Annotated in this window: 25 protein-coding genes and 1 pseudogene; 3 read left to right on the plus strand and 23 right to left on the minus strand. The window is 57.2% G+C overall.

Annotated elements, in window-relative coordinates:
• Positions 1 to 74 precede the first annotated feature (74 nt).
• The gene (locus DA792_RS11335; protein ID WP_107720033.1) at positions 75 to 854 is read right to left on the minus strand and encodes an SDR family oxidoreductase; all 780 of its coding nucleotides are present in this window, start codon (positions 852 to 854) and stop codon (positions 75 to 77) included.
• 446 nt (positions 855 to 1,300) lie between these two features.
• Here DA792_RS11335 and DA792_RS11340 point away from each other — a divergent pair, with 446 nt between their 5' ends.
• Together DA792_RS11340 and DA792_RS11345 are read left to right on the plus strand one after the other, a co-directional pair.
• Positions 1,301 to 2,338: a Hint domain-containing protein gene (locus tag DA792_RS11340; protein WP_368074509.1), complete on the plus strand. Its 1,038-nt coding sequence runs from the start codon at positions 1,301 to 1,303 to the stop codon at positions 2,336 to 2,338.
• Positions 2,339 to 2,519: 181 nt separating this feature from the next.
• Positions 2,520 to 4,127 (plus strand): peptide chain release factor 3, encoded by a 1,608-nt coding sequence (locus DA792_RS11345; protein WP_107720035.1) that lies wholly within the window; start codon positions 2,520 to 2,522, stop codon positions 4,125 to 4,127.
• Positions 4,128 to 4,227: 100 nt separating this feature from the next.
• Here the strand turns inward: DA792_RS11345 and DA792_RS11350 are convergent, their stop codons facing one another.
• On the minus strand, positions 4,228 to 4,647 hold the full coding sequence (locus tag DA792_RS11350; protein ID WP_107720036.1) for an OsmC family protein: 420 nt from the start codon (positions 4,645 to 4,647) through the stop codon (positions 4,228 to 4,230).
• 211 nt (positions 4,648 to 4,858) lie between these two features.
• Here DA792_RS11350 and DA792_RS11355 point away from each other — a divergent pair, with 211 nt between their 5' ends.
• Entirely contained in the window at positions 4,859 to 6,436 is a 1,578-nt protein-coding gene (locus tag DA792_RS11355; RefSeq protein ID WP_107722671.1) for a DEAD/DEAH box helicase, read from the plus strand.
• 76 nt (positions 6,437 to 6,512) lie between these two features.
• Here DA792_RS11355 and DA792_RS11360 read toward each other — a convergent pair whose 3' ends face one another.
• From DA792_RS11360 to DA792_RS11460, 21 genes and pseudogenes are all read right to left on the minus strand, one after another.
• Positions 6,513 to 6,677, minus strand: a complete 165-nt coding sequence (locus DA792_RS11360) for a hypothetical protein (RefSeq protein WP_159075252.1) — start codon at positions 6,675 to 6,677, stop codon at positions 6,513 to 6,515.
• 502 nt (positions 6,678 to 7,179) lie between these two features.
• The gene (locus DA792_RS11365; protein WP_107720038.1) at positions 7,180 to 8,844 is read right to left on the minus strand and encodes a ribonuclease J; all 1,665 of its coding nucleotides are present in this window, start codon (positions 8,842 to 8,844) and stop codon (positions 7,180 to 7,182) included.
• Entirely contained in the window at positions 8,841 to 9,620 is a 780-nt protein-coding gene (locus DA792_RS11370) for a type III pantothenate kinase (protein WP_107720039.1), read from the minus strand. The genes DA792_RS11365 and DA792_RS11370 overlap by 4 nt, the downstream gene beginning before the upstream one ends.
• Positions 9,621 to 10,397 carry a biotin--[acetyl-CoA-carboxylase] ligase gene (locus DA792_RS11375; RefSeq protein ID WP_107720040.1) on the minus strand — a complete coding sequence of 259 codons (777 nt, stop codon included), beginning with the start codon at positions 10,395 to 10,397 and terminating at the stop codon, positions 9,621 to 9,623.
• Positions 10,357 to 11,793: an NADH-quinone oxidoreductase subunit NuoN gene (nuoN, locus tag DA792_RS11380; RefSeq protein WP_107720041.1), complete on the minus strand. Its 1,437-nt coding sequence runs from the start codon at positions 11,791 to 11,793 to the stop codon at positions 10,357 to 10,359. Before nuoN ends, DA792_RS11375 begins: the two co-directional genes overlap by 41 nt.
• A 12-nt stretch (positions 11,794 to 11,805) precedes the next feature.
• Positions 11,806 to 13,344 (minus strand): NADH-quinone oxidoreductase subunit M, encoded by a 1,539-nt coding sequence (locus DA792_RS11385; protein ID WP_107720042.1) that lies wholly within the window; start codon positions 13,342 to 13,344, stop codon positions 11,806 to 11,808.
• On the minus strand, positions 13,344 to 15,455 hold the full coding sequence (gene nuoL / locus DA792_RS11390) for an NADH-quinone oxidoreductase subunit L (protein ID WP_107720043.1): 2,112 nt from the start codon (positions 15,453 to 15,455) through the stop codon (positions 13,344 to 13,346). Before nuoL ends, DA792_RS11385 begins: the two co-directional genes overlap by 1 nt.
• Before the next feature lie 5 nt (positions 15,456 to 15,460).
• Entirely contained in the window at positions 15,461 to 15,766 is a 306-nt protein-coding gene (gene nuoK, locus DA792_RS11395; RefSeq protein ID WP_009570853.1) for an NADH-quinone oxidoreductase subunit NuoK, read from the minus strand.
• Between the two features lie 97 nt (positions 15,767 to 15,863).
• Positions 15,864 to 16,478, minus strand: a complete 615-nt coding sequence (locus DA792_RS11400; RefSeq protein WP_107720044.1) for an NADH-quinone oxidoreductase subunit J — start codon at positions 16,476 to 16,478, stop codon at positions 15,864 to 15,866.
• Positions 16,475 to 16,882, minus strand: coding sequence for a carboxymuconolactone decarboxylase family protein (locus tag DA792_RS11405; RefSeq protein ID WP_107720045.1), 408 nt, complete (start codon positions 16,880 to 16,882; stop codon positions 16,475 to 16,477). The genes DA792_RS11400 and DA792_RS11405 overlap by 4 nt, the downstream gene beginning before the upstream one ends.
• The gene (locus DA792_RS11410) at positions 16,879 to 17,274 is read right to left on the minus strand and encodes a carboxymuconolactone decarboxylase family protein (RefSeq protein WP_254679682.1); all 396 of its coding nucleotides are present in this window, start codon (positions 17,272 to 17,274) and stop codon (positions 16,879 to 16,881) included. The genes DA792_RS11405 and DA792_RS11410 overlap by 4 nt, the downstream gene beginning before the upstream one ends.
• Positions 17,271 to 17,777: an NADH-quinone oxidoreductase subunit NuoI gene (gene nuoI, locus DA792_RS11415; protein ID WP_009570856.1), complete on the minus strand. Its 507-nt coding sequence runs from the start codon at positions 17,775 to 17,777 to the stop codon at positions 17,271 to 17,273. The genes DA792_RS11410 and nuoI overlap by 4 nt, the downstream gene beginning before the upstream one ends.
• A gap of 2 nt (positions 17,778 to 17,779) precedes the next feature.
• On the minus strand, positions 17,780 to 18,817 hold the full coding sequence (gene nuoH, locus DA792_RS11420; protein WP_107720046.1) for an NADH-quinone oxidoreductase subunit NuoH: 1,038 nt from the start codon (positions 18,815 to 18,817) through the stop codon (positions 17,780 to 17,782).
• Between the two features lie 11 nt (positions 18,818 to 18,828).
• Complete coding sequence (locus tag DA792_RS11425) at positions 18,829 to 19,263, minus strand: hypothetical protein (protein ID WP_107720047.1); 435 nt, start codon at positions 19,261 to 19,263, stop codon at positions 18,829 to 18,831.
• Positions 19,263 to 21,281 (minus strand): NADH-quinone oxidoreductase subunit NuoG, encoded by a 2,019-nt coding sequence (gene nuoG / locus DA792_RS11430; RefSeq protein ID WP_107720048.1) that lies wholly within the window; start codon positions 21,279 to 21,281, stop codon positions 19,263 to 19,265. Before nuoG ends, DA792_RS11425 begins: the two co-directional genes overlap by 1 nt.
• 7 nt (positions 21,282 to 21,288) lie before the next feature.
• Positions 21,289 to 21,699: a DUF5333 domain-containing protein gene (locus DA792_RS11435; RefSeq protein WP_107720049.1), complete on the minus strand. Its 411-nt coding sequence runs from the start codon at positions 21,697 to 21,699 to the stop codon at positions 21,289 to 21,291.
• Entirely contained in the window at positions 21,696 to 22,106 is a 411-nt protein-coding gene (locus DA792_RS11440) for a DUF5333 domain-containing protein (RefSeq protein ID WP_107720050.1), read from the minus strand. Before DA792_RS11440 ends, DA792_RS11435 begins: the two co-directional genes overlap by 4 nt.
• A 4-nt stretch (positions 22,107 to 22,110) precedes the next feature.
• Positions 22,111 to 22,608, minus strand: a complete 498-nt coding sequence (locus DA792_RS11445; protein WP_107720051.1) for a DUF3291 domain-containing protein — start codon at positions 22,606 to 22,608, stop codon at positions 22,111 to 22,113.
• Positions 22,609 to 22,628: 20 nt separating this feature from the next.
• Positions 22,629 to 23,923: pseudogene (nuoF, locus tag DA792_RS11450) on the minus strand (NADH-quinone oxidoreductase subunit NuoF).
• Positions 23,924 to 23,936: 13 nt separating this feature from the next.
• Positions 23,937 to 24,158 (minus strand): DUF5337 domain-containing protein, encoded by a 222-nt coding sequence (locus tag DA792_RS11455; RefSeq protein ID WP_107720052.1) that lies wholly within the window; start codon positions 24,156 to 24,158, stop codon positions 23,937 to 23,939.
• Positions 24,159 to 24,167: 9 nt separating this feature from the next.
• Complete coding sequence (locus tag DA792_RS11460; RefSeq protein WP_107720053.1) at positions 24,168 to 24,875, minus strand: helix-hairpin-helix domain-containing protein; 708 nt, start codon at positions 24,873 to 24,875, stop codon at positions 24,168 to 24,170.
• Positions 24,876 to 24,924: the final 49 nt, after the last annotated feature.

The following is a 24,924-nucleotide window of genomic DNA, read 5'->3' on the forward strand; positions in this document are numbered from 1 at the left end:
TGAAGCGCAAGTGAAAACGCCACAAATGCCAAAGCCGTGATGCCCGCCGCCCAGAGTGCGGGCGGCGAAGCGGGTCACATCGTGGTTGTCGTGGCCCCGCCATCCAGGAGGATGTTTTGGCCGACCATAAAGCCCGCAAATTGCGAACACATGAACGCGCAGGTGGCCCCGAATTCCTCCGCCGTACCGTAGCGTCCTGCGGGAATGGCCGCTTCTTTTTCCGCACGGATCTCGGCTGCGGGTTTGCCTGAGGCATCCGAGGCGGCTTTGTCCAAGGATACCGTGCGATCAGTGGCGTGCAACCCCGGCAAGAGGTTGTTCATGATGACGCCCTTGGCCGCAACTTGCCGCGATGTCCCCGCAACATAGCCGGTCAAGCCGGTGCGGGCGGCATTGGACAGGCCCAGCACCGCAATCGGTGCTTTGACGGAAACCGAGGTGATATTGACCACCCGGCCCCAGCCCCGGTCGATCATCCCCGGCACCAAGGCTTTGATCAACGCAATCGGCGTCAACATATTGGAGTCCAATGCCTTTATGAAATCCTCTCGCTCCCAATCGGTCCACATCCCCGGCGGTGGGCCGCCCGCATTGGTGACAAGAATATCGACCTCCCCTGCCGCCTTGAGCACAGCGGCACGGCCCTCCTCAGAGGTCACATCGGCAGTGACCGTGGTGACCGAAACGCCGAACTCTGTGCGGATTGCCGCGGCGGCCAATTCAAGCGCCTCGCACCCGCGCGCATTCATCACCAAATCCACCCCCGCCTCGGCCAAGGCACGAGCACAGCCCAGACCAAGCCCTTTGGAGGAAGCACAGACCAAGGCCCGCTTTCCACTGATCCCAAGATCCATCGTTATCTTCCCTTCGTGATCGTCGCATTGGTTTCGTCGCGTGTTAATTTGTTTTAGGGCTGCCCCCGCCTGATGTCACCTTTCATTGCTCTCTTAAACCGCAGTGCAGGCACGAAAGAGTGTGTTTTTCATCATGCTCAAACTCAACGCGCAACCGATTGATTTGCGGTCAACCTCTCACCAAAATGGCACGATTTTCGCCCAAATTCCCACACATTGAACCAGTCCTGACAAATTCCTGCCACTGTTTCCAAATACCTTGAACCCGTGTTGTTGAGTATTGGAGTAACGAGGATGCGGAGTCGAACAGTGTACAAACAAGGCGTTTCCAGACATACTTCTTGCTGGATGGTGTTGGACCAGAGCGGATTCGATATGGGCCTGTTACGCGGGCCAAATGTGGAGCTTTCTATCCGTAAATCTGTCAAAGACTGTGGTCGGGGGTAATGATGAACACGCAGACGAGAGGCAAGACACAAAACCACGTGGCTCCGACCGGCCCTGTGCACACGCTCCCGGTGTATCGCGCCGCCGATTTTTGCGTCACAAATGGCATCAACCTTGGCGATCCCATTGGGCATGCTGACGAAATTGAACTGGCCGATGCCTATTGCCTGAAAAAGCCTACCAAGCGCGCGCGCCTGTCCATTGTCGCGGATGAATCGGGTTTGAACATCGCCGCCAATTCCCAATTGGGTCGCACTGGCGCCGAGCTTCACCTCGATTGCGTGGCAACGTTTATGGGCGGATCAGGTGCGACCGTCGAGGCGCTGATTCTGATTGAAACCGATACAACGGGCCTGATCGAAGACACCTATCTGTTGCCCTTTGCCCCGATTGTTCCTGAAATCGAATATGTGCTGGTCAAGATCGACCGCGACAGCACTCGGGCGCGTCTGGCAGAAGTCGCCTGTGTTGCCTTTACCCGTGGCACTCGGATCACCTTGGCCAATGGGTTGCAAAAGCCGATTGAAGAGCTGGCGGTTGGAGACCGGGTTTTGACCCGCGACCACGGCCCCCAAGACGTTCGTTGGATCGGTCAACAAACCGTCCGCGCCACCGGAGCTTTCGCCCCAATCGTCATCAAACAGGGCGCGTTGAACAATGAACATGACCTGATCGTCTCACCCAACCACCGGATTTTCATCTATCAACGCCGCGACCATGCCCGCGCAGGACGAGCCGAAGTCCTTGTTAAAGCAAAGCTTTTGGTCAATGGCGTCAATGTGATCCAATCTGAAGGCGGGTTTGTGGATTATTTTCAACTGTTGTTTGACAGTCATGAAATCATCTACGCCGAAGGCATCGCCGCCGAGAGCATGTTTGTCGATGGTCATGTGCGCTCATCCTTACCCACAGACATTCAGGCCCGGATCAGCACCAGCCATGCTTTCGCTGAAACACCACGCGCGTTTGAATTGCACGATGGTATGTTGGAGCCCGCTGTTGCGGCAGATCTTTTGCGCTCTGCTTCGGCGAATTGAGTATTTAGACTGGAATGAAGACAAAAGGCGCTCCCGAATGGGGGCGTTTTTCGTTTGGGTCATGACGTTGCGCGCGGGATCACCGCTTGGCCTGATGGAGAACCGGCTCGCCAAGATTTGAGAGGCGACAGACGACATATCCCCATTGCCGCCTCGCCCCTGCCCCGCTATATCCGCAGCCATGTCAAACGCCACACACACCGCCCTTGTTTTGCCTGACGAAATTGCGCGCCGGCGCACCTTCGCCATTATTTCTCACCCGGACGCCGGTAAAACGACGTTGACGGAGAAGTTCCTGTTGTACGGGGGCGCGATCCAGATGGCCGGTCAAGTGCGGGCCAAAGGCGAAGCACGGCGGACCCGGTCGGACTTTATGCAGATGGAAAAGGACCGCGGGATTTCCGTGTCCGCCTCGGCCATGTCCTTTGATTTTGACGGTCATCGCTTCAATCTTGTTGACACGCCCGGCCACTCGGATTTTTCCGAAGACACCTATCGCACGCTGACGGCGGTGGATGCGGCTGTGATGGTGATTGATGGGGCGAAGGGTGTTGAAAGTCAGACGCGCAAGCTGTTTGAAGTCTGCCGGATGCGCGACCTGCCGATCCTGACCTTCTGTAACAAAATGGACCGTGAAAGCCGGGACACTTTTGATATTATTGATGAAATCCAAGAGAACCTGGCGATTGACGTGACCCCGGCAAGCTGGCCCATTGGTGTGGGCCGCGACTTTGTGGGCTGTTACGATGTGATCAATGATCGTCTTGAATTGATGGACCGCGCGGACCGCAACAAGATCTCGGGCAGCATCAAAATCAACGGCTTGGACGATCCGAAACTGGCCGAACATGTGCCTGCGCATCTGTTGGAACAGCTCAAAGAAGAGTTGGAAATGGCGCGCGCATTATTGCCCGCTTTTGACCGTCAGGCGTTTTTGGACGGCACCATGACACCGATTTGGTTTGGCTCCGCGATCAACTCCTTTGGCGTGCAAGAATTGATGTCCGGGATCGCCAAATTTGGCCCCGAACCTCAGGTGCAAAAGGCCAGTCCGCGCCCGATCAGCCCGGATGAGACCAAGGTCATGGGCTATGTGTTCAAGGTGCAGGCCAATATGGACCCGAAACACCGCGACCGCGTGGCTTTTGTACGCTTGGCGTCGGGACATTTCAAACGCGGTATGAAATTGACCCATGTGCGCACGAAAAAGCCGATGGCGATCTCGAACCCGGTGCTGTTTTTGGCCTCCGACCGCGAATTGGCCGAAGAAGCCTGGGCCGGCGACATCATGGGCATCCCGAACCACGGCCAATTGCGCATCGGCGACACGTTGACCGAGGGCGAAGACATCCGCGTCACCGGCATCCCGAGCTTTGCGCCTGAGCTGTTGCAAACCGTGCGCGCTGGCGACCCGATGAAAGCCAAGCATTTGGAAAAAGCCTTGATGCAATTTGCCGAAGAGGGGGCGGCGAAAGTGTTCAAACCCGCCATCGGCTCGGGCTTTATCGTCGGTGTGGTCGGAGCCTTGCAGTTTGAGGTTTTGGCCAGCCGCATCGAGTTGGAATACGGGCTTCCCGTGCGCTTTGATGCGTCACAATTCACCTCGGCGCGTTGGGTCACCGGGCCAAAGGCGGAGATGGACAAATTCATCAACACCAACAAGCAACACATCTCTTATGACCATGATGGCGACCCGGTGTTCTTAACGCGTCTGCAATGGGACATCGACCGGATCGTGCGCGATTACCCCACGCTGACCCTGTCCGCGACCAAGGAAATGATGGTCTGACGGCTGTTTAAAATTATACAAATCGAACTAAAAAGACTGACCACAGTGATGCGGTCAGTCTTTTCTTTTCATAATCGAACATTCTTCTGCAAAGCCTGCTTTATGCGATCGTCAGGTCCATACTGATCTCACAGTCCAGAACCTTGGACACCGGACAGCCGGTTTCAGCCGCCTTTGCCGCCTCTTCGATCAGAGCCTTGTCACCCTCAGCTCGAATGGAGACCGTCAAATGAGCCTTCACAATCTTCGGCCCCCCCTCCATCGACAGATGAATAGTGGAGGTGGTTTCGATCTGATCGGCGATAAGGCCGCGTTCCGCCAATTGCCCCGACAGCGCCATCGAGAAACAGCCCGCATGCGCCGCGCCGATCAACTCTTCGGGGTTGGTGCCTGCGCCGTCCTCAAAGCGGGTGTTGAAACCATAGCGCGCATCGGAGAGCACGCCGCTTTGCGTCGACACAAGCCCCTTTCCCTCTTTCAGATCGCCACTCCATTTCGCAGATCCATGCTTTTTAATCATTGTGCATCTCCTTCTTGGTTTCCTCTGGCTCCACTGTGCCAGACACCCCAAGCGTTTCACAGGTTCAATCCGCGAGCAAATCGCAGCATTCCTTGACCTTTTCGTGATTGAAGCGTATGAGGCGTCCCACAGACGTCTCGGCAATATGGCCGAACGGGCCGCGCGGGATTTGCGGCCGAAAAAACAGCCGCAACATCGCGAAAGGCACGACTTGACCAAATTTTCCGACTTAAACCTTGCTCCCAAAGTACTCAAAGCCGTCGAGGACGCTGGTTACGAATCTCCGACCCCGATTCAGGCCGGTGCGATTCCCCCCGCCCTTGAGGGCCGAGATGTCTTGGGCATCGCCCAGACCGGGACGGGCAAAACCGCCTCTTTCGTACTCCCAATGATCACGCTGTTGAGCCGTGGCCGGGCCCGCGCCCGGATGCCGCGCTCTCTCGTGCTCTGCCCGACCCGCGAATTGGCGGCACAGGTGGCGGAAAACTTCGACACCTATACCAAATACATGAAGCTGACCAAAGCTCTGTTGATCGGTGGCGTGTCGTTCAAAGAACAAGACATCCTGATCGACAAGGGCGTCGATGTTTTGATTGCTACTCCGGGTCGGTTGCTTGATCATTTCGAACGCGGCAAATTGATCCTCTCTGACGTCAAAGTCATGGTGGTGGACGAGGCCGACCGAATGCTCGACATGGGGTTCATCCCCGACATTGAACGCATCTTTGGCCTCACCCCGTTCACGCGCCAAACCCTATTTTTCTCGGCCACAATGGCGCCGGAAATCGAGCGGATCACCAACACCTTCCTGTCGGCCCCGGCCCGCATCGAAGTGGCACGCCAGGCCAGCTCTGGCGAGAACATCGAACAGCATGTGGTGATGTTCAAAGGCTCGCGCCGCGACCGGGCCTCCTCGGAAAAGCGTCAACTTTTGCGCACGCTGATCGACCTTGAGGGTGAAAAACTCGACAATGCGATCGTGTTTTGCAACCGTAAAACCGATGTCGACATCGTTTCGCAATCGCTGAAAAAATATGGCTATGACGCGGCTCCGATCCATGGCGATCTGGAGCAAAGTCAGCGCAATGCAACGCTTGAGGGCTTTCGCGGTGGCAAATTGAAAATCCTCGTGGCCTCCGATGTCGCCGCGCGCGGTTTGGATGTGCCCTCCGTGACCCATGTGTTTAACTTTGACGTGCCAAGCCACGCCGAAGACTATGTCCACCGGATCGGGCGCACCGGACGTGCGGGCCGCGATGGGAAGACGATCATGCTCTGTGAGCCGCGCGACGAAAAGAATTTCGCGGATGTCGAGCGCCTCATCGGCAAAGAGATCCCGCGTTTGGACAATCCTCTGGGAACCGTTGCCGAGGCGGAGACCTCGACGCTGGACCAAGCCCCGGCAGAGGCCAAATCTGAGGACAAACCGAAACGCACCCGCTCGCGCAGCAGCAGAAGCCGCAAGGCCGACAAGCCGGAGACTGCGGCGGTTGAGGCGACAGAGGCGAAGGCCCCTGTGAGCCCCGTACAGGAGTCCCCTGAAGCCGCCGTAGAGGAAAAGCCAGCACCGCGTGCCAGAGAGCCGCGCGCGCCGCGTGAACCTCGTGAGCAACGCGAGTCTTCGCGTTCGTCGCAGGCCGCCTCTGACAGCAAATCATCTGACAACCGGGACCGCAGCAGCAATTCGCGTAGCCGTGGCCGTCGCGACGATGATAAAAAGGTTGTGGGCCTGGGCGATCACCTACCCTCTTTCATCGCCTTGAGCTTTGACGAGCGCAGTGCCAGCTAAGGCGTAAACACGGACCATGACACGATAAAAAAACCCGCGCCAAAGCGCGGGTTTTTCTTTTACGTCACAAAGCCTTTTATCCCTCGGCAAGATACCCGGCCTGCTGCGCATTCAGGTACCGAGCCGCAATCCGCGCATTGCTTTCGCAATACTCGGCGCGGATGGTGCGCGCGAGAGCGGCCCCAATGAAACGATCCGGTGCGGCGGTCATAAAGGCGCACAGATATTGCCGCCGTTCCAAAAACAGCCTCCCAAGGCGCAAGATTCTTTTCAAAATCAAACCCGTCTTGTCGCGCCTTAAAATAGGCGGCGACATCGCGGATCGCTGTGTGTCGCGGTGAAAGTCGGGCGCGCTGAAACTGTCGAAAGGCACTCTCGACCAAGGGAACTTGCGGACGGATATAATAGACAATCCGCGTATCGAACGGATCAAACAACGCCTGTAGAGCGGTCACTTTTGCCATAGGCGCGGCGCAAAGTGTTTCCGACGAGAGGATAACCGGGCGCCCGCTGGAGTGCGCCTCAATCTCTGCAACTGACGCCATCAGTGCCTGCATCTGTGGCGCATTATATGTGTCTCCTTTGAGCGGAAACAAGAGATTGTGCACCCCATCGGGGTTTCGCCCCGTCGATGGATAGAAATACCCGGCCTGCGCCCCTTCCCCCGCCAAAAGAGCGGATTGAAGGGCGGAGGTGCCGGTTTTCCCATGACCAATATGCAGGCCACAGTCTTTGACGCATGTTCAGTTGGACAGGCGAGAGATCACGATTTGGACCTCTGGCTTTTTGCCGGTCTCTTCATGGGTCGATTTGCGAATGATGCGGCGCATCTCTTCTTCGAGTTTGCTGTCATCCGAAAGCGTCTTGGGTTTGGCCCGCATCAGGAATTGGTTCACATCCTCTTCCAACACATCCACAAGTGGCGCACGCGACCGACCGACCTCAGGCAGGCCACGCACTTCGCACCAACAATCCCCCAAAGGCTCGTTGTCCTCAATGATCACTGTGGCCACGATCAACCCATTGAGCGCCATGCGAATACGGTCACGCACGATGCCATCCATTGCACCGATCTGGATCGAGCCATCAAGATAGGTCCGCCCGGTTTCGACATATTCGACCACGCGCGGCGCATTGCCCGCGAGGTCAAGACAGACGCCATTTGGCGCAATCACGGCTTTAAACCCGTTGGATTCCGCAAGTTTCGCATGTTCGCGCAGGTGACGGTGCTCGCCGTGCATCGGGATCACGACCTGCGGTTTGACAACGTCATGCAGGGTCGCCAGATCAGGGCGGTTGGCGTGGCCAGAGACGTGGAACAAACCATCCTGATCGGAGATCACGTTCACATCCATTTCAGAAAACGCGTTGACGATCCGCCCGACAGAAACCTCATTACCGGGAATGGTTTTCGACGAGAAAATCATCGTGTCCCCGGCGGCGAATTTCAGGCCAAGGTATTTGCCGCGCGACAATTGTGCGGTGGCCGCACGATGTTCGCCCTGCGACCCAGTGGTCAAGAGCATCAGGTTTTCACGCGGAATGTCGGTGGCGTTTTCCGGCGACACCGTGGCGGGGAAATCGGAAATGATCCCGGTTTCGATTGCCGCGGTGATCATCCGGCGCATCGCGCGGCCCAAAAGCACAACCGAGCGCCCCGCTTTCGCGCCCGCCACGGCCAAGGTTTTGACCCGAGCGATGTTGGAGGCAAATGTGGTGGCGGCGACCATGCCGTCAAGACCCGCAATCAGCTCTGTGAGCGGGCCGATGACTTCGGATTCGGAGCGGCCCGGATTGGGCGAAAACACATTGGTGGAATCGCAAACCATGGCTTTGACGCCGTCTTTGGACACCTCTTCCCACAGCGCACGATCAAAGGCCTCGCCCACAACAGGCGTCTCATCAAGTTTGAAATCGCCAGTGTGGATGATCCGGCCCGCAGGCGTGTCGATGACCAAGGCCGAGCTTTCGGGGATCGAATGCGAGATCGGCAGGAAGCCGACCGTAAAGGCCCCGACGGTGGTCGTGTCCGGCCATTTCGAGACGGTTTTGATTTGCAACTCATCATGACCGTGCTCTTCGAATTTCAGCCGCGCCAGGTGGGCGGTGAAGGCACGCGCATAGATCGGCGCGCCGAGACGGGGCCAAAGATGGCCCACCGCGCCGACATGATCTTCGTGCGCATGGGTGATGAAAATCGCGTCAATGCGGTCCTTGCGCTCCACCAGCCAAGCAATATCGGCAAAGATAAGATCGACACCGGGAGTGCCATCCATTGAGGGGAACGTCACGCCGAGATCGACGACAATATAGCGTTCGCTGCCCGCCGGGCCGTAGCCGTAAACATAGCAATTCATGCCGATTTCACCGGCGCCGCCTAACGGGAGGTAAAGAAGTCTATCGCTCATATGTTGCCCTGATCCTTATTATATTGGTGAATGACCACGAGGCCGCGAATGGTCAGGAATTCGTCAAATGCGTCAAAGAGTTTGTGGCCCTGATTGAACAAAGGCGCAAGGCCTCCGGTGGCGATGACTTGCATCGGGCGGGCATATTCGTCCTTGATCCGGTTGCAGGTTTCGCGCACGAGACCGACATAGCCCCAAAACACCCCAGATTGCATACAGGCGACGGTGTTGGTGCCGATCACCTTATCCGGCATGGTCACGTCCACATGCGGCAAAGCTGCGGCTTTGAGGTGCAGAGATTCAAGCGAGGTGTTGACCCCCGGAGAGATCACGCCGCCAACATAAGCCCCATCTTCGGCCACGACATCAAAGGTGGTGGCGGTGCCGAAATCAACGACAATCAGATCGCCGCCGAATGTGTCAAACGCCGCCGCAGTATTGACCAAACGATCGGGGCCGACCGTCGTTCCCTCATCCACACGCGGCATGTGGGGCAAGAGACATTCGGGTTTGCCGACCACAAGCGGACGACAGTCAAAGTAGCGATTGGCCAGAACCCGCAGATTAAACACCACCCGCGGCACGGTGGAGGAGATGATCACCTCGGTGATATTGGCTTCGATCTTTTGAAAATTCATCAAGGACGAGAGCCAGACGTAATATTGATCAGCTGTGCGTTGATGTTCGGTCGAGGTGCGCCATGTGGCGATGAAATCCGTGCCATTCCAGATGGAAAAGACAGTGTTGGTGTTGCCGGTGTCGATACAAAGAAGCATTTAAAAATAAACCTCAGCGGCGGGGATGGTGAGTTTTCCCGAGGATGTGGCAAGCACAAGATTGCCAAAGGCATCCACGGTTTCAAACGTGCCATGATGTTCTTCGCGCATGGTACGGGCGCGGATCGGTTGGCCCAAACGCGCAGCCCGCGCGAGCCATGCCGTGCGGATCGGCGCGAAACCATAGGTGACAAATTGCGCCTCCCAATGGGCGTAGGCCGGAGCGAGCAAGTCCAGGAATTCTTCGGGCGCAACCAGCGCCCCGGTTTCATCGGCCAAAGAGACCGGGGCCACGGCCCCCTCCTCAAGCTGTGCCGGAACCGGAGCTGCAACAAGGTTGACGCCAATGCCAATGGCCAAATGCGCAGGCCCGCGTTCCAAAAGGATACCCGCGACCTTGCCGCCATTGAGCAAGACGTCATTGGGCCATTTCAGTGAAAACGGATCGGTCCGCCCGGTGGCGGCGACAAACGCGTCATAGAGCGCAAGCGAGGCCACAAAGGAGCGCAGCGCCACCAGTTCTGGCCGCTCTGTTGGGAACATCAACAAGGTGGCGGCAAAATTGCCCTCAGGCATTGCCCAAGCCCGGCCCCGCCGACCATGCGCCGCCGTTTGCGAGAGGGCCAATATCCATTGCGCGAATGTGGAAGAGGCCGCGACACGCGCGGCCTCCGACATGGTGCTGTCCACCGAGGGCAGGACGCTGCGCCCTACCCCTTCGGGCCATTGGTGCAGATTATTTGACAAGGGCTTCGGCCGCGAGCGCTGCCATGCCATCGACGCCAAACATATTGACGATCCCGACCAACATGATCAGCGCGGAGAGGGTCAAAAGCGCAAAAGTCACCGGCGAAGAGACTTTGTCCAAAGGATCGGTCTCAGCGCCAAAGTACATGTAGTAGACGATGCGCAGGTAGTAGAATGCACCGATCACGGAGGCGATCACACCGAAGACAGCAAGATAGACCAAACCCGCGCCCCAAGCGGCCTGAAGCACGGCCAGTTTCCCGAAGAATCCAAGCATCGGCGGCACACCCGCGAGCGAGAACATCAGAACCAGCAAAGCCAGAGCCTTGGCCGGGGAATTGCGCCAGTACAGGTTCAGAGAGGCGATGTCAGTGACCGGCTGACCATCGCGTTCCATCGTCATGATAAAGGCGAAGGTGCCGATGTTCATCGTGACATAGATCGCCATGTAGATCAGCGCCGATTGCACGCCCTCGGCATTGCCCGCAGCCAAGCCCATGAGGGCAAAGCCCATGTGGGAGATCGACGAATAGGCCATCAGGCGTTTGATATTGGTTTGACCGATCCCGGCAATCGCACCGAGGAACATGGAAGCCACGGCGATCACCGCAAGCACCTGTTGCCAGTCGCCGGTGATGCCCCCAAAGGCGTCATGCAACACGCGGGCAAAAAGCCCCATCGCGGCCAATTTCGGCGCGGTGGCGAAAAACGCGGTGGTCGGTGTTGGCGCGCCTTCATAGACGTCCGGGGTCCACATGTGGAACGGCACGGCGGAGACTTTGAACGCCAGACCCGTCATGATGAAGACGAGGCCAAACAGCACCCCGATCGGCGCGTCAACGGAGACGACCGAGAGGATACCGGCGAAAGAGGTGGTGCCCGCAAAGCCGTAAACCAAAGACGACCCGTAGAGCAAAAGCCCGGATGAGAGCGAGCCCAGCACGAAATATTTCAAACCGGCCTCGGTCGATTTCACGCTGTCACGGCGGAAAGATGCGATGACGTACAAGGACAGCGACATCAGCTCCAAGCCCAGATAGAGCGACATCAAATCGCCGGCTGAGACCATCACCATCATGCCGATCGTGGAGAACAACACGAGGATCGGGTATTCGAACTTGGCGAAACCGCGTTTGTCGAGGAAGTCGTAGGACATCACCAGAACGGCGGCCCCGGCCAAAAGAATGCCAACCTTGCCAAAACGCGAGAAGGCATCATCAATAAACAGGCCGTGGAAGGCATCCACCGACCCGCCGCCGCCCAAACCGATGAGCAAAGCGACGACGACAAACACCGCAGCCGTCACCCAAGTGATCGCGCCTGCGAGTTTGTCCTTGCCGGTGTAGACCGCGAAGAGGAGCGCGAGCATGCCGTAAATGGCAAGCAAGATTTCCGGGAGGACGATGGAGAAATCGTTGGAGGTCATGGTCCTGATCCCTTAGTGGCTTGCCGCTTCGACGACCAGATCGGTCGGCAGAGCTGCGTGATAATTGTCGATGAGGGCGGCAACCGACGGGCTGATGATATCGGTCACCAACGAGGGGTAGACACCCAAGAGAAGGGTCATGGCGATCAGCGGCGCAAAGATCCACTTTTCACGCGCGCTCAGATCGGTGATCGCCTTGAGGCTTTCTTTGATCAGATCGCCCAAGACCACGCGGCGGTAAAGCCAAAGCGCGTAAGCGGCGGAGAAGATCACGCCCGAGGTCGCGACCAAAGCGATCCAGGTGTTGGCCTGATACATCCCGACGAGGGTGAGGAATTCCCCGACAAAGCCCGACGTGCCCGGCAAGCCGACGTTGGCCATGGTGAAGAACATGAACACCAGCGCATAGGCGGGCATCCGGTTCACCAGACCACCAAAGGCGTCGATGTCGCGGGTGTGCATCCGGTCGTAGATCACGCCAACGCAAAGGAAGAGCGCGCCGGAAACAAAGCCGTGCGAGATCATTTGGAAGATCGCACCGTCGAGGCCTTGTTGGTTCAGCGAGAAGATACCGGCCGTGACATAGCCCATATGCGCGACCGAAGAATACGCGATGAGTTTCTTCATGTCCTCTTGCACAAGGGCCACGAGCGAGGCGTAGACAATTGCGATCACCGAGAGGACCATGACGAAATCAGCCAAGTTGGCGGAGGCCACCGGGAACATCGGGATCGAGAACCGCAGGAAGCCGTAACCACCCATTTTCAAAAGGATCGCGGCCAGAACCACGGAACCCGCCGTCGGTGCCTGAACGTGGGCATCGGGCAACCAGGTGTGCACCGGCCACATCGGCATTTTCACCGCGAAAGAGGCGAAGAAGGCCAAGAAGGCAAGGGTTTGGAAGCCGCCAACGATGTTAAAGCCCAGCACCTTGATCGTCTCGGAGGAGAAATCATGGGCCAGCAACTGCACGATGTCGGTGGTGCCTGCGTCGATATACATCGCGACCATCGCCACCAACATCAGGACGGACCCCAAGAAGGTGTAGAGGAAGAATTTGAACGCCGCATAGATGCGGTTTTTGCCGCCCCAGATGCCGATGATCAGGAACATCGGGATCAGACCGCCCTCAAAGAACAGGTAGAACAGCATCAGGTCGAGCGCACAGAACACGCCGAGCATGAGCGTTTCCAACAACAGAAACGCGATCATGTATTCTTTGACGCGCAGCTTGACGTCCCACGCGGACCAGATCGCCAAAGGCATCAAAGCGGTGGTGAGCATGACGAACAGAACCGAAATCCCGTCCACGCCCATTTTGTAGTTCATCCCCATGATCCAGCTGTGTTCTTCGACCATCTGGAACCCAGTGTCCGAGGCATCAAAGCCAAAGAGAATAAAGAGCGAGATCACAAAGGTGATGACGGTCGCAAACAAGGCAAGACGTTTGGCATTGAGTTGCGCCACCGCATCATCGCCCCGCAGAAACAGCGCCAGAACAAGAGCCGCCACAGTGGGCAGGAAGGTGACAAAGGAAAGGACGTTATCCATTAGTGTGTCCCTCCGTTGATCGACATCCAGGTAATCAAGATCACAATCCCCAAGACCATGCTAAATGCATAGGTAAAGATAAAGCCCGACTGCGCCCGGCCAGCAAGGCGGGTGAAGAAGGGCACGATGCCCATGGCGACGCCGTTGATCGCACCGTCGATGGTGTCCTCGTCGCCGCGTTTCCAAAAGAACCGACCCAGCGCCAAAAGCGGACGCACGATGAGCGCGTCATAGATCTCGTCAAAATACCATTTGTTCAACAAGAACCGGTAAGCGACGGGTTGGCTGTCGGCCAGACGTTTCGGCAGGCTCGGGCTTTTGATGTAGAAGATCCAAGCGGTGATGAACCCGATGAGCATGGCGATAAAGGGCGAGATCTTGACCCAAGTCGGCGCGTGGTGCGCGTCATCAAGCACGGTGTTCTCAGGGCCCACAAAGATCGCGCCTTGCGGAGCCATCGCCATGTCGCCGTGACCGGCCTCAGCCGCAACCATCGCATCGCCATTCGCATCCGCGTGGGTCGTGGTCGCCGCCTCGCCATGTGCCGGCGCGGCTTCGCCCTCGGCCATGACCTCTTCATGATGCATGGGAAGACCGAAGAATTCGGTGAATTTCTCATGATCGCCAAAGAAGCTATTATACCAGATCATCCCACCAAACACCGCACCGAGCGCCAAGACGCCAAGCGGCACCAGCATGACAAGCGGGCTTTCATGCGCATGATCATGGGCATGATGATCGCCACGGGCTTTGCCGTAGAAGGTCATGAAAATCAGGCGCCACGAGTAGAAGGAGGTGAACAAGGCCGCGATGACCAGCATCCAGAAGGCATAACCAACCCCGGAGGCATAGGCGCTTTCGATGATGGCGTCTTTCGAGAGGAAGCCCGCAAACCCGAAATGTGTGAGCGGAATGCCAACGCCGGTGATCGCCAGCGTGCCGATGATCATCATCCAGAAGGTGAACGGGATCTTTTTACGAAGGCCACCATAGTTGCGCATGTCTTGTTCATGGTGCATCGCGTGGATCACCGAGCCCGCCGACAAGAACAACATCGCTTTAAAGAAAGCGTGGGTCAAAAGGTGGAACATCGCCGGACCGTAGGCGCCGACACCCGCGGCCACGAACATGTAGCCGAGCTGCGAACAGGTCGAATAGGCGATGACGCGTTTGATGTCATTTTGCACAAGGCCAACGGTGGCGGCGAAGAACGCCGTGGTGGCCCCGATGTAGATGATGAACATCTGCGCTTGCGGTGCGTATTCAAAGATCGGCGACATGCGGCAGACCAGGAACACACCGGCGGTGACCATCGTCGCGGCGTGGATCAGCGCCGACACTGGGGTCGGGCCTTCCATCGCGTCCGGCAACCATGTGTGCAAGAACAACTGCGCCGATTTGCCCATCGCGCCGACGAACAACAAGAAACCAATCAAGTTGGCCGCGTTCCATTCGGTCCAGAGGAAATGCAATTGCGTTTGGGCCAACATCGGACCGGCGGCAAAGACATCATCCAAACGAATGCTGTCGGTGAGAAAGAACAGACCAAAGATGCCAAGAGAGAAGCCAAAGTCACCCACACGGTTGACAATAAAGGCTTTCATCGACGCGGCACCGGCAGAGGGCTTTTTGAAATAGAAGCCAATCAACAGGTAAGAGGCGAGACCCACGCCTTCCCAGCCAAAGAACATTTGGGCAAGGTTGTCAGCGGTCACCAGCATCAACATGGCGAAGGTGAAGAACGAGAGATAGGCAAAGAACCGGGCGCGGTAGGGCTCACTGTCTTTGAAATTCTCGTCATGGGCCATGTAGCCGAAGGAATAGAGGTGCACGAGAGCGGACACCGTGTTGACGACAATCAACATGATCGCGGTGAGACGATCAACGCGAATGCCCCAATCGACCGACAGTGCCCCGCTTTCGATCCAACGCAGGATCGTGATATGATGGGTCTCGCCATCTTGGCCAAGGAACACGACCCAAGACAGCAAAGCCGCCAAGAACAAAAGACCCGTGGTCAGATATTGCGCGCTCTTTTCGCCAATCACACGCCAGCCAAAGCCCGCGATGATCGCGCCCACAAGAGGCGCAAAAAGGATGATCGTTTCCATGGCCTTTACCCTTTCATCACGTTGACGTCTTCGACGTCGATCGTGCCGCGGTTGCGGAAGAAGCTCACAAGAATGGCCAACCCGATCGCCGCTTCAGCAGCGGCCACGGTGAGCACCAGCATCGTGAAAATCTGCCCCGTCAAATCCCCAAGATACGAGGAGAAAGCGACAAGGTTGATATTGACCGACAGCAGGATCATCTCGATGGACATCAAAATGATGATGACGTTCTTTCGGTTCAAAAAGAGCCCGAAAATGCCGATGACAAACAGCGCCGCTGCGACTGTCAGGTAATGTTCAAGTCCGACCATGCCGTCCCTCAGTTCTTTCTCTCACGCCGCATTCGCGGCCTTTGGTTCGGGGCACGCAACACACGGCCGCGCCCCTCGTAATTTCGTCAGGCAGGATTTAAAGCCCCTGCCCCGGTTTGACGTCCTTGAGTTCCATGGCTTTGCCCGGATCGCGGTACATCTGTTGCAACACGTTTTGGCGTTTGACATCTGAGCGGTGGCGCAGCGTCAACACGATGGCCCCGATCATCGAGACCAAAAGCACCAGACCCGCAAGTTGGAACAACATCAGATATTGGTCATACATCAACAGGCCCAAAGCGGCGGTGTTGTGGATCTCGGCCGCGTCCGGGGTGACCGACTGGCGCAATGCTTGCGCACCCTCGGAGGTGGTCCAATCGCCAAAGGCAATGCCCATCTGCAACAGCAACACCACACCGATCAGCAAAGCGAAGGGCAGATATTTCGCCATCCCGGCTTTCAACTCGGCAAAGTCCACGTCCAACATCATCACCACGAAGAGGAACAGAACCATGACGGCCCCGACATAAACGATGATCAACAACATCGCGACAAATTCCGCGCCCAAGAGCACGAAAAGTCCGGAGGCGGACAAAAACGTCAGGATCAGCCAAAGCACGGAATGCACTGGGTTTTTGGAAACCACAGTGAAAAGCCCGGCCACCAACATCACGATGGCGAAGGTGTAAAAAGCGAAATCTACGACAGTCATTCACTGCCCTCCTGCGTCTCGGAGAAGACGGCCTGCGCCAACTCCAGTGCCTTTGACATTGCGGGCACACCGCCCAACATCGACATTTGATAGATCACTTCCGCGATCTCCTTTTGCGTGGCCCCAGCCTCAAGGGCGTGGCGGACCGTCATTTTAAACGGCGCTTCGGCCTGAGCCCCTAAAACGGTTTGCCCGGCGAGCACGACGAGCAAACGGGTTTTGGCATCCAAACCGTCCTTGTTGAACGCATTGCCCCAAAACATGTCCATTTGCTCTTTGGTCATTGTCGGAAACAATTTGTCTAACGCGGGCATTTGGAAATTTTCCAACGCCGGATTGAAAGACGCGGCCATCTTTTGGCTCTGCGCCATCATCTCCGCGAAAAGCTTGGTAAAATCGGTCATACCGCCTCCTCTGTCTCAAAGACATTCATGGCAGCGTTGAGCGCATTAAACATTGCGGGCATGCCACCGTAGAGCGACATTTGATATATCGCCTCACAGATTTCTTCGCGCGACAGGCCCAATTTACGGGCCGCAGCCACATGAATTTTCAACTGAGGTGCCGTCTGCCCCCCCAAAGCGGTGAGGGCAGAAATGGTCAAAAGTTCCCGTGTCTTTTCATCCAAAACGCCACGCGGGTAGATCCGGCCGTTCATCTCGACCAGATCACGCGACAGCCCCGGAAGGAGCGCATCGTAGCGCGCAGCCAAAGCCTCTTCCATGCCGGGGTTTGTGGCCTCGGTGAAAGATTTGCCTTTGGCGTAGGCGTCCATATGCGACACGTCTGTGTTCATCGGTAAGGCGCATCGAGTTCGAGGTTACGAGCAATTTCCGCTTCCCACACCGCGCCGTTTTCAAGCAGTTTTTCTTTGTCGTAAAACAGCTCTTCGCGGGTCTCGGTGGCGAATTCGAAATTCGGACCTTCGACGATGGCATCGACCGGACAGGCTTCTTGGCAGAACCCGCAGTAGATGCATTTCGTCATGTCGATGTCGTAACGCGTGGTGCGGCGCGAGCCATCCTCACGCGGTTCGGCATCAATGGTGATCGCCTGCGCCGGGCAGATCGCTTCGCACAGTTTACAAGCAATGCAACGCTCTTCGCCATTCGGATAGCGACGCAACGCATGTTCACCCCGGAAACGCGGGCTCAGAGGCCCCTTTTCATGCGGGTAGTTGATCGTCGCTTTCGGCGCAAAGAAATACCGCAACCCGATTTTGAAACCGGCAATGATGTCGGTCATCAGGAAGTATTTCACAGCGCGGCTGTAATCGAACGGAGTGTCGGTTTGAGCCATGATCAGCCTCCAATCGCCCAGCGGGCATAGAACCCACCGAAGACTTCGAATTTTGCGAGGAATGCCACCAGAACGACCCAGAACAGCGACAGCGGCAGGAAGACTTTCCAACCAATGCGCATCAACTGGTCATAGCGGTAACGCGGCACGATGGCTTTGACCATCGAGAAGATGAAGAAGAAGAACAGCATCTTGCCAACGAGCCAAAGGATACCGTCGGGCAAGAATTCAACCGGAGAATTCCAGCCGCCGAAGAACAGGATCGACACGAGCGCGCACATCAGCACCACGGCCATCAATTCGCCCATCATGAACAACAGGAACGGCGTGGAGGAATATTCAACCTGATAACCAGCCACGAGTTCCGATTCCGCTTCGGGCAAATCGAACGGCGGGCGGTTGGTTTCGGCCAAGGCGGACACGAAGAACAACACCACCATCGGGAAATGCGGCAACCAGTACCAAGACAAAATCCCGGCCCCGTCTTGCGCGGCCACGATGTCACCAAAGTTCATCGAGCCGGTAGAGATCACCACGCCGATGATGATCAAACCGATGGAGACCTCATAGGAAATCATCTGAGCCGCAGAGCGCAGTGCGCCCAAGAAGGGGTATTTCGAGTTCGACGCCCAGCCCCCCATGATCACGCCGTAAACCTCAAGCGAAGAAATGGCGAAGATATAAAGGATTGCGACGTTCAAATCGGCAATCACCCAACCGTCATTCCATGGGATCGCAACCCAGGCGATACAGGCGGTGACAAAGGTGATCATCGGCGCGAGGTAAAAGACAAATTTGTCTGCCCCCGCAGGCACAACCACCTCTTTCACGATGTATTTGATAAAGTCCGCAAAGGACTGCAACAAACCAAAGACGCCCACGATATTGGGGCCCTTGCGCATCTGGACAGCCGCCCAGATTTTACGGTCGCCATACATCAAGAAGGCGAGCGCAACGAACAAAGGCACCAAGACCAACAGACATTGTCCGAGGACCAGGAGCGCAATGCCCAGATTTGTTGTCGTGAAAAATTCGACCATGTCTTAGCCTCTCACACCATCGGTATTCTATTTTCCCGACAGTTTGCCACCACGACCTCAGCGTCGAGTTTGCTTACACCATCGGGGAGCGCTGGCGAGATGGTGTAAACAGCATCCGCGCGCCAAATTCCAGCCTCTTGTGCGACATTCGTGCGCACATGTCGTGCAAATCCGAAACCACGGATCAGCGTATATTGTGCGGCGGCGCATTCTGCATAAGCCACCACACTTTTTTCGCCCTCATTGCCCCGAAAGGATACAAGGAAATTGACCAGATCACCGTCCAAAAGACGGGTCTCCACGCCAAGATAGTCACGCGCCTGTGCCGCACGACCCACCTGTGCGTTCGGGGTCGCGGGTGCCGCCATCGCACAGCCCGCAAGCGGGATGAGCGCAGCCAGCGCCAGCGCCTGAACGGCGGTGGGATATGCGGCGGGTGCACTCATTATTCCGCAGCCATCGCCGTGTCTTTGCGGGCTTTCGCCTGCGCCGACAATTCCGCCATCAAGGCAGAGGCCCGTGCGATCGGGTTGGTCAGGTAGAAATCTTTGACCGCATTGCGGAACGTCGCGGTGCCAAGTTTTTTGGCGGCCAAAGGCGACCATGCATTGTCAGCCACCTCGTCGATCCCGGCCAAATGCGGCACCTCAGCGATCAAAGCATTGCGCAACTGCGCCAGTGAGTCGTAGCCCAATTTGGCCCCGACGTCTGCCGAGAGTGCCCGGATGATCGCCCAGTTTTCTTTCGCCTCGCCCGGAGGGAAAGCGGCGCGCAGCGCAAGCTGCGGACGGCCTTCGGTGTTCACGAACACGCCGTTTTCTTCGGTGTAGGCCGCGCCCGGCAGGATCACGTCAGCGCGGTGTGCACCACGGTCGCCATGTGAGCCTTGGTAAATCACAAACGCGCCCTCGCCGACTTCGACCTCATCCGCGCCCAAATTGTAGATCGCTTCTGCCCCGTCGAGTGCCGCCGCAAGGCCGCCCTCGGTTGTGGCATTGACATCCATCGCACCGACGCGCGAGGCAGCGGTGTGCAGGATCATCAGCTTGGATTTGGTCGCTTCTGCGAGTTTCATCGCGGCGGCCAAAACCGCCTCGCCATCGGCTTCATTGATCGCGCCTTGGCCGACGATGACCAGCGAGGGCTGATCAAGAACCGCGCCGTATTCTTTGTTCAAAAGACGATCCAAAGCCGCACGATCCGTGCCGACATGGGCATATTTATAGGTGAGATCAACGGCTTCGCCAACCAGACCGATATTGGCCCCATTGGCCCAAGCACGGCGCAGACGCGCGTTCAGCACCGGCGCTTCGTCGCGCGGGTTGGTGCCGATGAGTTGGATGAATTTCGCATCATCAATGTCAGCGATCGTCGCGGTGCCAGCATAGGCGGAGCGATTGCCGCTCGGCAGTTTCGCGCCATCAATGCGGCATTCAATCGACCCACCGAGGCCTTCAATCATCTGTTTGAGCGCGAAAACCGCCTCAACCGGGGCCAAATCGCCCACCAAAGCGGTGACTTTTTTACCCTTGAGACCCGCGGCAGCGGCAGAGAGCGCCTCAGCCCAAGTGGCTTTGCGCAGCTTGCCGTTTTCACGGATGTACGGCGTGTCCAAACGCTGACGACGCAGACCGTCCCAGACGAAACGGGTCTTGTCGGAAATCCACTCCTCATTCACGCCATCATGATTGCGCGGCAGGATGCGCATCACTTCGCGGCCTTTGGTGTCCACCCGGATGTTGGAGCCAAGCGCATCCATCACGTCGATGGTTTCGGTCTTGGTCAATTCCCACGGGCGGGCGGTGAAGGCGTAAGGTTTCGAGGTCAGCGCGCCGACCGGGCACAGATCAATGATGTTGCCCTGAAGGTTCGAAACCAGCGTTTCATTCAGATAAGAGGTAATTTCGGCATCTTCGCCGCGCCCGGTTTGGCCCATCTGGGTGATGCCCGCGACCTCGGTCGTGAAGCGCACACAGCGGGTGCAGGAAATGCAGCGGGTCATTGTGGTCGCGACAAGCGGACCGAGATCCAAATCTTCGGTCGCGCGTTTCGGTTCGCGGTAGCGCGAGAAATCAACACCATAGGCCATGGCTTGGTCCTGCAAATCGCATTCGCCGCCTTGGTCGCAAATCGGACAATCAAGCGGGTGGTTGATCAACAGGAATTCCATCACGCCTTCGCGGGCCTTTTTGACCATCGGCGAATTGGTTTTCACCACGGGCGGCGCGCCCTCCGGTCCCGGACGCAAATCTTTGACCTGCATCGCGCAACTTGCGGCCGGTTTCGGCGGGCCGCCGACCACTTCGACCAGACACATGCGGCAGTTGCCCGCAATAGAGAGCCGTTCGTGGTAGCAAAACCGCGGCACTTCGACACCAGCCTGTTCGCAGGCCTGAAGCAGTGTCAGGCGCGGATCGACCTCGATCTCGGTCCCGTCAATGATGATTTTGCGCGTATCTGCCATGTTCTAATCACCTGTTTTTCATGAGTTTGCCAAGCGCTGTCTTGTCGGCAATCTCAGCTGTTCCAAAGGCACAGAGCGCCTTCGTATTGTTAGGATCGACACCGCGCGCCGACAACATGTCGTCCGCCGCTTGTGCCAGCTGCGCGAGATAGGATTCGTCACGCAGCAAAATGATTTGAGCCGAGCCATACCCGGTCTCGTCGATATAGGCGACCATGTCAGCCGTCTGTTTTTTAAGCTGCGTCTTGCGCGGCGCAATCGTGTCACACTCTGAAATCAAACGGGTCGAAATCAGCGACTGAACCATGATCTCTTTGATCACGGCGTCCTCGGTGATCAGCTTTCCCTGCGCCATAGCGGGCGCGGCCAAAAGCGTCATCGCGACCACAGCGGCGCTATATGTCAAACGCGCGCTCATGATTTATCTTTCAAGAAAGAGCCGATGATCGAGCCGCGTGCGATCTCCGCCGCACCAAAAGCACAAAGCCCCTCCGGTGTCTTGGGATCAAAGCCGGAGGCCCGGATATAGGCCGTACCCAGTTTGCGAATGCGCGCCTCTTCGGCATCGCTATCGACATAGGCGCGAATTTCATCGTCCGAATACCCCAAGGCAGAGGCTTTGTTTTTCAGCCCCCACAGAAAGGACAGGCCTTTCATTTTCTTCACGTCAAGGGTCGGGCATTCATCCGCAACCTCAATCGCGAGCCCGGCCCAAAGCATGTTTTGGTCGATCTCTTTGACCTCCCGCAGAGGTGGCAAATCGGCGGCGGCGACAGGTCCCGAAAGAAGGACCAGTGCAAGGACGATATGTTTGAAAGATGTCATAGGGTTACTCCGCAGCTATGGGCCGACAGCTTTTCGTTTTGAAAAGCGTGGCCTCCGTCAGATACGACCAGCCAAAGGCGTGATCGCTGTCCCCATGTGTGTCTTTGTAGGCAAGGCGTTCGAGCGCCTCATCCAATGTGGGCTGATGCCCTTTCTCGACAAACCACATCACAAAATGCTGCTTGCCCATGATCTCAAACCACTCTTGACGGCGGTCATAAAACTGTTTGTGGACAGTATTAAAGACGAAGTTTTCCAAAGACTGGACATCTTCCCACACGGTCAGGTTGGAAACGAATTGCGCGTCTCCGCCAATGGCGTTTTCGGTGTTGCCAGTGCCCGGTTCGCCCGAGCCCTCCATCATCCACACGAACCCCGGCATGCGTTTGCCAAGCCCGTTGATCCGGTCCAGCGCGCCCATGAACTCCGCCACACGCGGATCATCGGTGGACGCGAGGAGGCGTCCAACGTTGAGTTCTGCGATATGATGGGTGCTGTTCATGGTTGCCCTTCAGTCCGGAATTACTCAGCCGCCATGGCGCCCATGCGCCCGGTTTTCTTGGCTTTGATACGGTCTTCGATCTCTTCACGGTAATGGCGGATGAGACCCTGGATTGGCCAAGCGGCAGCGTCACCCAGCGCACAGATGGTGTGGCCTTCGACCTGTTTGGTCACATCAAGCAACATGTCGATCTCTTCGATCTCCGCATCGCCCGTGACCAAACGATCCATGACGCGCATCATCCAACCGGTGCCTTCGCGGCACGGCGTACATTGGCCACAGCTTTCGTGTTTAAAGAACGACGCCAGACGCCACACGGCTTTGACCACATCGACGGAGTTGTCCATGATGATCATACAGCCGGTGCCGAAGGAGGATTTGTTCTCCCGCATCCAGTCGAAATCCATGATCGCATCTTCCAGTGCCTCTTTTGGCAAGATCGGGCAAGACGCCCCCCCGGAATGATGGCTTTGAGATTGTCCCAGCCGCCGCGAATGCCGCCGCCGTGACGTTCGATCAATTCACGCACTGGCATGGACATGGAGTCCTCGAACACGCAAGGCGTGTTGACGTGGCCGGTGAGGGCAAACAATTTAGTGCCGACGTTGTTCGGACGCCCAAAGGACGAGAACCACTCCGCGCCACGCCGCAGAATAGTCGGGACAACGGCGATGGATTCGACGTTGTTCACCGTGGTCGGGCAACCATAAAGACCCGCACCCGCCGGGAACGGCGGTTTCATCCGCGGCATGCCCTTTTTGCCCTCAAGGCTTTCGAGCAAGGCGGTTTCTTCACCGCAAATATAGGCCCCTGCCCCGTGGTGCAGATAGACGTCGAAATCATAGCCGGATTTGCAGGCGTTGCGCCCGATCAGACCGGCATCATACGCCTCGTCAATCGCCGCCTGAAGTGCTTCTTTTTCGCGGATATATTCACCGCGAATGTAGATGTAAGCGGCACAGGCACCCATGGCGAAACCAGCGATCAGCGCACCTTCGATCAGCGTGTGCGGGTCGTGGCGCATGATCTCGCGGTCTTTACAGGTCGCGGGTTCGGATTCATCGGCGTTGATGACCAGATAGGCCGGACGCCCATCGGTCTCTTTCGGCATAAACGACCATTTCAAACCGGTCGGAAAGCCCGCACCGCCACGACCCCGCAGGCCAGAGGCCTTCATCTGGTCGATGATCCAATCCCGGCCATTGGCCATGATGCCAGCCGTGCCATCCCAGTGGCCGCGCTTTTGCGCACCCGCAAGGCTACGGTCATTCATGCCGTAGAGGTTGGTAAAGATCCGATCCTGATCCTTGAGCATAGCTCTCGTCCCTTCAGTCCTGCTGACGCCGGTCGCGCCAGATCTGATAAATCACCACAAACGCCCAGACAAATGCCGCGAGCGCTGCAAGGTCGAGGAGAAACACGAAACGCGTCTGCATTGCGAGTTTCCCACCCAACCATTGCGCCCCGAGCCACACCAGCATCGTCACAGCGATCACCACGGAGACCATCCGTGCCTTCTTCGCCAATGCTTGGTCCTTATCGGGGGCCATTTTTCTTCCTTAGTAGACGTCGCCCTTTTGGACGCGTTTTGAAAACTCTGTCTCGCCGCCTGCGGCAAGGATTTTGGCCTGTTCGGCCCATTTGCTCAACTGCGCCGCCGAGGTGCCTTTCAGCGCTGCGCCAAGATCTTCGATCTCGGTGGCACTCAGGGCCGCAACTTGGGCGAAGGTCACGATGCCGCGCTCATGCAGCTGCACCTCGATCTTCGGTCCCACGCCTTTGATCTCTTTGAGATCATCCGCGACGTCAACAACCACCGTCTGCGCAACCGGCTCTGCCACAACCTCCGCAACCGGCTCTGCCAGCTCTTCGACCACCTCGGCAGGCTCATCCGCCACAGGCATCGCCCGCTCAGAGATCGCCGCCGCCGCAGAGCGCACTTCGCGCGTATCGGCCGCGTGATGCTCCGTTGCAATCTCAGGTGCCGCAGACATCGGTTCGTCACCAATCGACGTCGTGGCCATCAGGCCAGAAGCCGTCACATCCGCCTCCGGGTGGCCGTTGTCCTCGGAACTCACCGATGCGGTGTCTTCGTACCACCCAATCCACAACAGGATCGCCACCAAAAGAGCCACAAGAACACCAACGATCAAAGAGGCCGGCGTGGAATATCCCGCAAGTCCCAACAGAGCCAAAAAGGCCAAAACACCCACGATGGCTGAGATCAGCGCAATCTTAAGGGTCTTCCCCGAATTCGTCTCAGTCATCGCGTCGCTCCTTTAAATCCCTGTTGATTCAAGACCATGCGGGCCTTTT

The organism is Celeribacter baekdonensis (assembly GCF_003047105.1).
GTDB classification, from domain to species: Bacteria; Pseudomonadota; Alphaproteobacteria; order Rhodobacterales; family Rhodobacteraceae; genus Celeribacter; species Celeribacter baekdonensis_B.

Excerpts from the sequence above, each read along its gene's own strand:
- DA792_RS11335 (WP_107720033.1), bottom strand. The coding sequence starts at position 854 with ATGGATCTTGGGATCAGTGGAAAGCGGGCCTTGGTCTGTGCTTCCTCC.
- DA792_RS11340 (WP_368074509.1), top strand. The coding sequence starts at position 1,301 with ATGATGAACACGCAGACGAGAGGCAAGACACAAAACCACGTGGCTCCG.
- DA792_RS11345 (WP_107720035.1), top strand. The coding sequence starts at position 2,520 with ATGTCAAACGCCACACACACCGCCCTTGTTTTGCCTGACGAAATTGCG.
- DA792_RS11350 (WP_107720036.1), bottom strand. The coding sequence starts at position 4,647 with ATGATTAAAAAGCATGGATCTGCGAAATGGAGTGGCGATCTGAAAGAG.
- DA792_RS11365 (WP_107720038.1), bottom strand. The coding sequence starts at position 8,844 with ATGAGCGATAGACTTCTTTACCTCCCGTTAGGCGGCGCCGGTGAAATC.
- DA792_RS11370 (WP_107720039.1), bottom strand. The coding sequence starts at position 9,620 with ATGCTTCTTTGTATCGACACCGGCAACACCAACACTGTCTTTTCCATC.
- DA792_RS11375 (WP_107720040.1), bottom strand. The coding sequence starts at position 10,397 with ATGGCATGGCAGCGCTCGCGGCCGAAGCCCTTGTCAAATAATCTGCAC.
- nuoN (WP_107720041.1), bottom strand. The coding sequence starts at position 11,793 with ATGACCTCCAACGATTTCTCCATCGTCCTCCCGGAAATCTTGCTTGCC.
- DA792_RS11385 (WP_107720042.1), bottom strand. The coding sequence starts at position 13,344 with ATGGATAACGTCCTTTCCTTTGTCACCTTCCTGCCCACTGTGGCGGCT.
- nuoL (WP_107720043.1), bottom strand. The coding sequence starts at position 15,455 with ATGGAAACGATCATCCTTTTTGCGCCTCTTGTGGGCGCGATCATCGCG.
- nuoK (WP_009570853.1), bottom strand. The coding sequence starts at position 15,766 with ATGGTCGGACTTGAACATTACCTGACAGTCGCAGCGGCGCTGTTTGTC.
- DA792_RS11400 (WP_107720044.1), bottom strand. The coding sequence starts at position 16,478 with ATGACTGTCGTAGATTTCGCTTTTTACACCTTCGCCATCGTGATGTTG.
- DA792_RS11405 (WP_107720045.1), bottom strand. The coding sequence starts at position 16,882 with ATGACCGATTTTACCAAGCTTTTCGCGGAGATGATGGCGCAGAGCCAA.
- DA792_RS11410 (WP_254679682.1), bottom strand. The coding sequence starts at position 17,274 with ATGAACACAGACGTGTCGCATATGGACGCCTACGCCAAAGGCAAATCT.
- nuoI (WP_009570856.1), bottom strand. The coding sequence starts at position 17,777 with ATGGCTCAAACCGACACTCCGTTCGATTACAGCCGCGCTGTGAAATAC.
- nuoH (WP_107720046.1), bottom strand. The coding sequence starts at position 18,817 with ATGGTCGAATTTTTCACGACAACAAATCTGGGCATTGCGCTCCTGGTC.
- DA792_RS11425 (WP_107720047.1), bottom strand. The coding sequence starts at position 19,263 with ATGAGTGCACCCGCCGCATATCCCACCGCCGTTCAGGCGCTGGCGCTG.
- nuoG (WP_107720048.1), bottom strand. The coding sequence starts at position 21,281 with ATGGCAGATACGCGCAAAATCATCATTGACGGGACCGAGATCGAGGTC.
- DA792_RS11435 (WP_107720049.1), bottom strand. The coding sequence starts at position 21,699 with ATGAGCGCGCGTTTGACATATAGCGCCGCTGTGGTCGCGATGACGCTT.
- DA792_RS11440 (WP_107720050.1), bottom strand. The coding sequence starts at position 22,106 with ATGACATCTTTCAAACATATCGTCCTTGCACTGGTCCTTCTTTCGGGA.
- DA792_RS11445 (WP_107720051.1), bottom strand. The coding sequence starts at position 22,608 with ATGAACAGCACCCATCATATCGCAGAACTCAACGTTGGACGCCTCCTC.
- DA792_RS11455 (WP_107720052.1), bottom strand. The coding sequence starts at position 24,158 with ATGGCCCCCGATAAGGACCAAGCATTGGCGAAGAAGGCACGGATGGTC.
- DA792_RS11460 (WP_107720053.1), bottom strand. The coding sequence starts at position 24,875 with ATGACTGAGACGAATTCGGGGAAGACCCTTAAGATTGCGCTGATCTCA.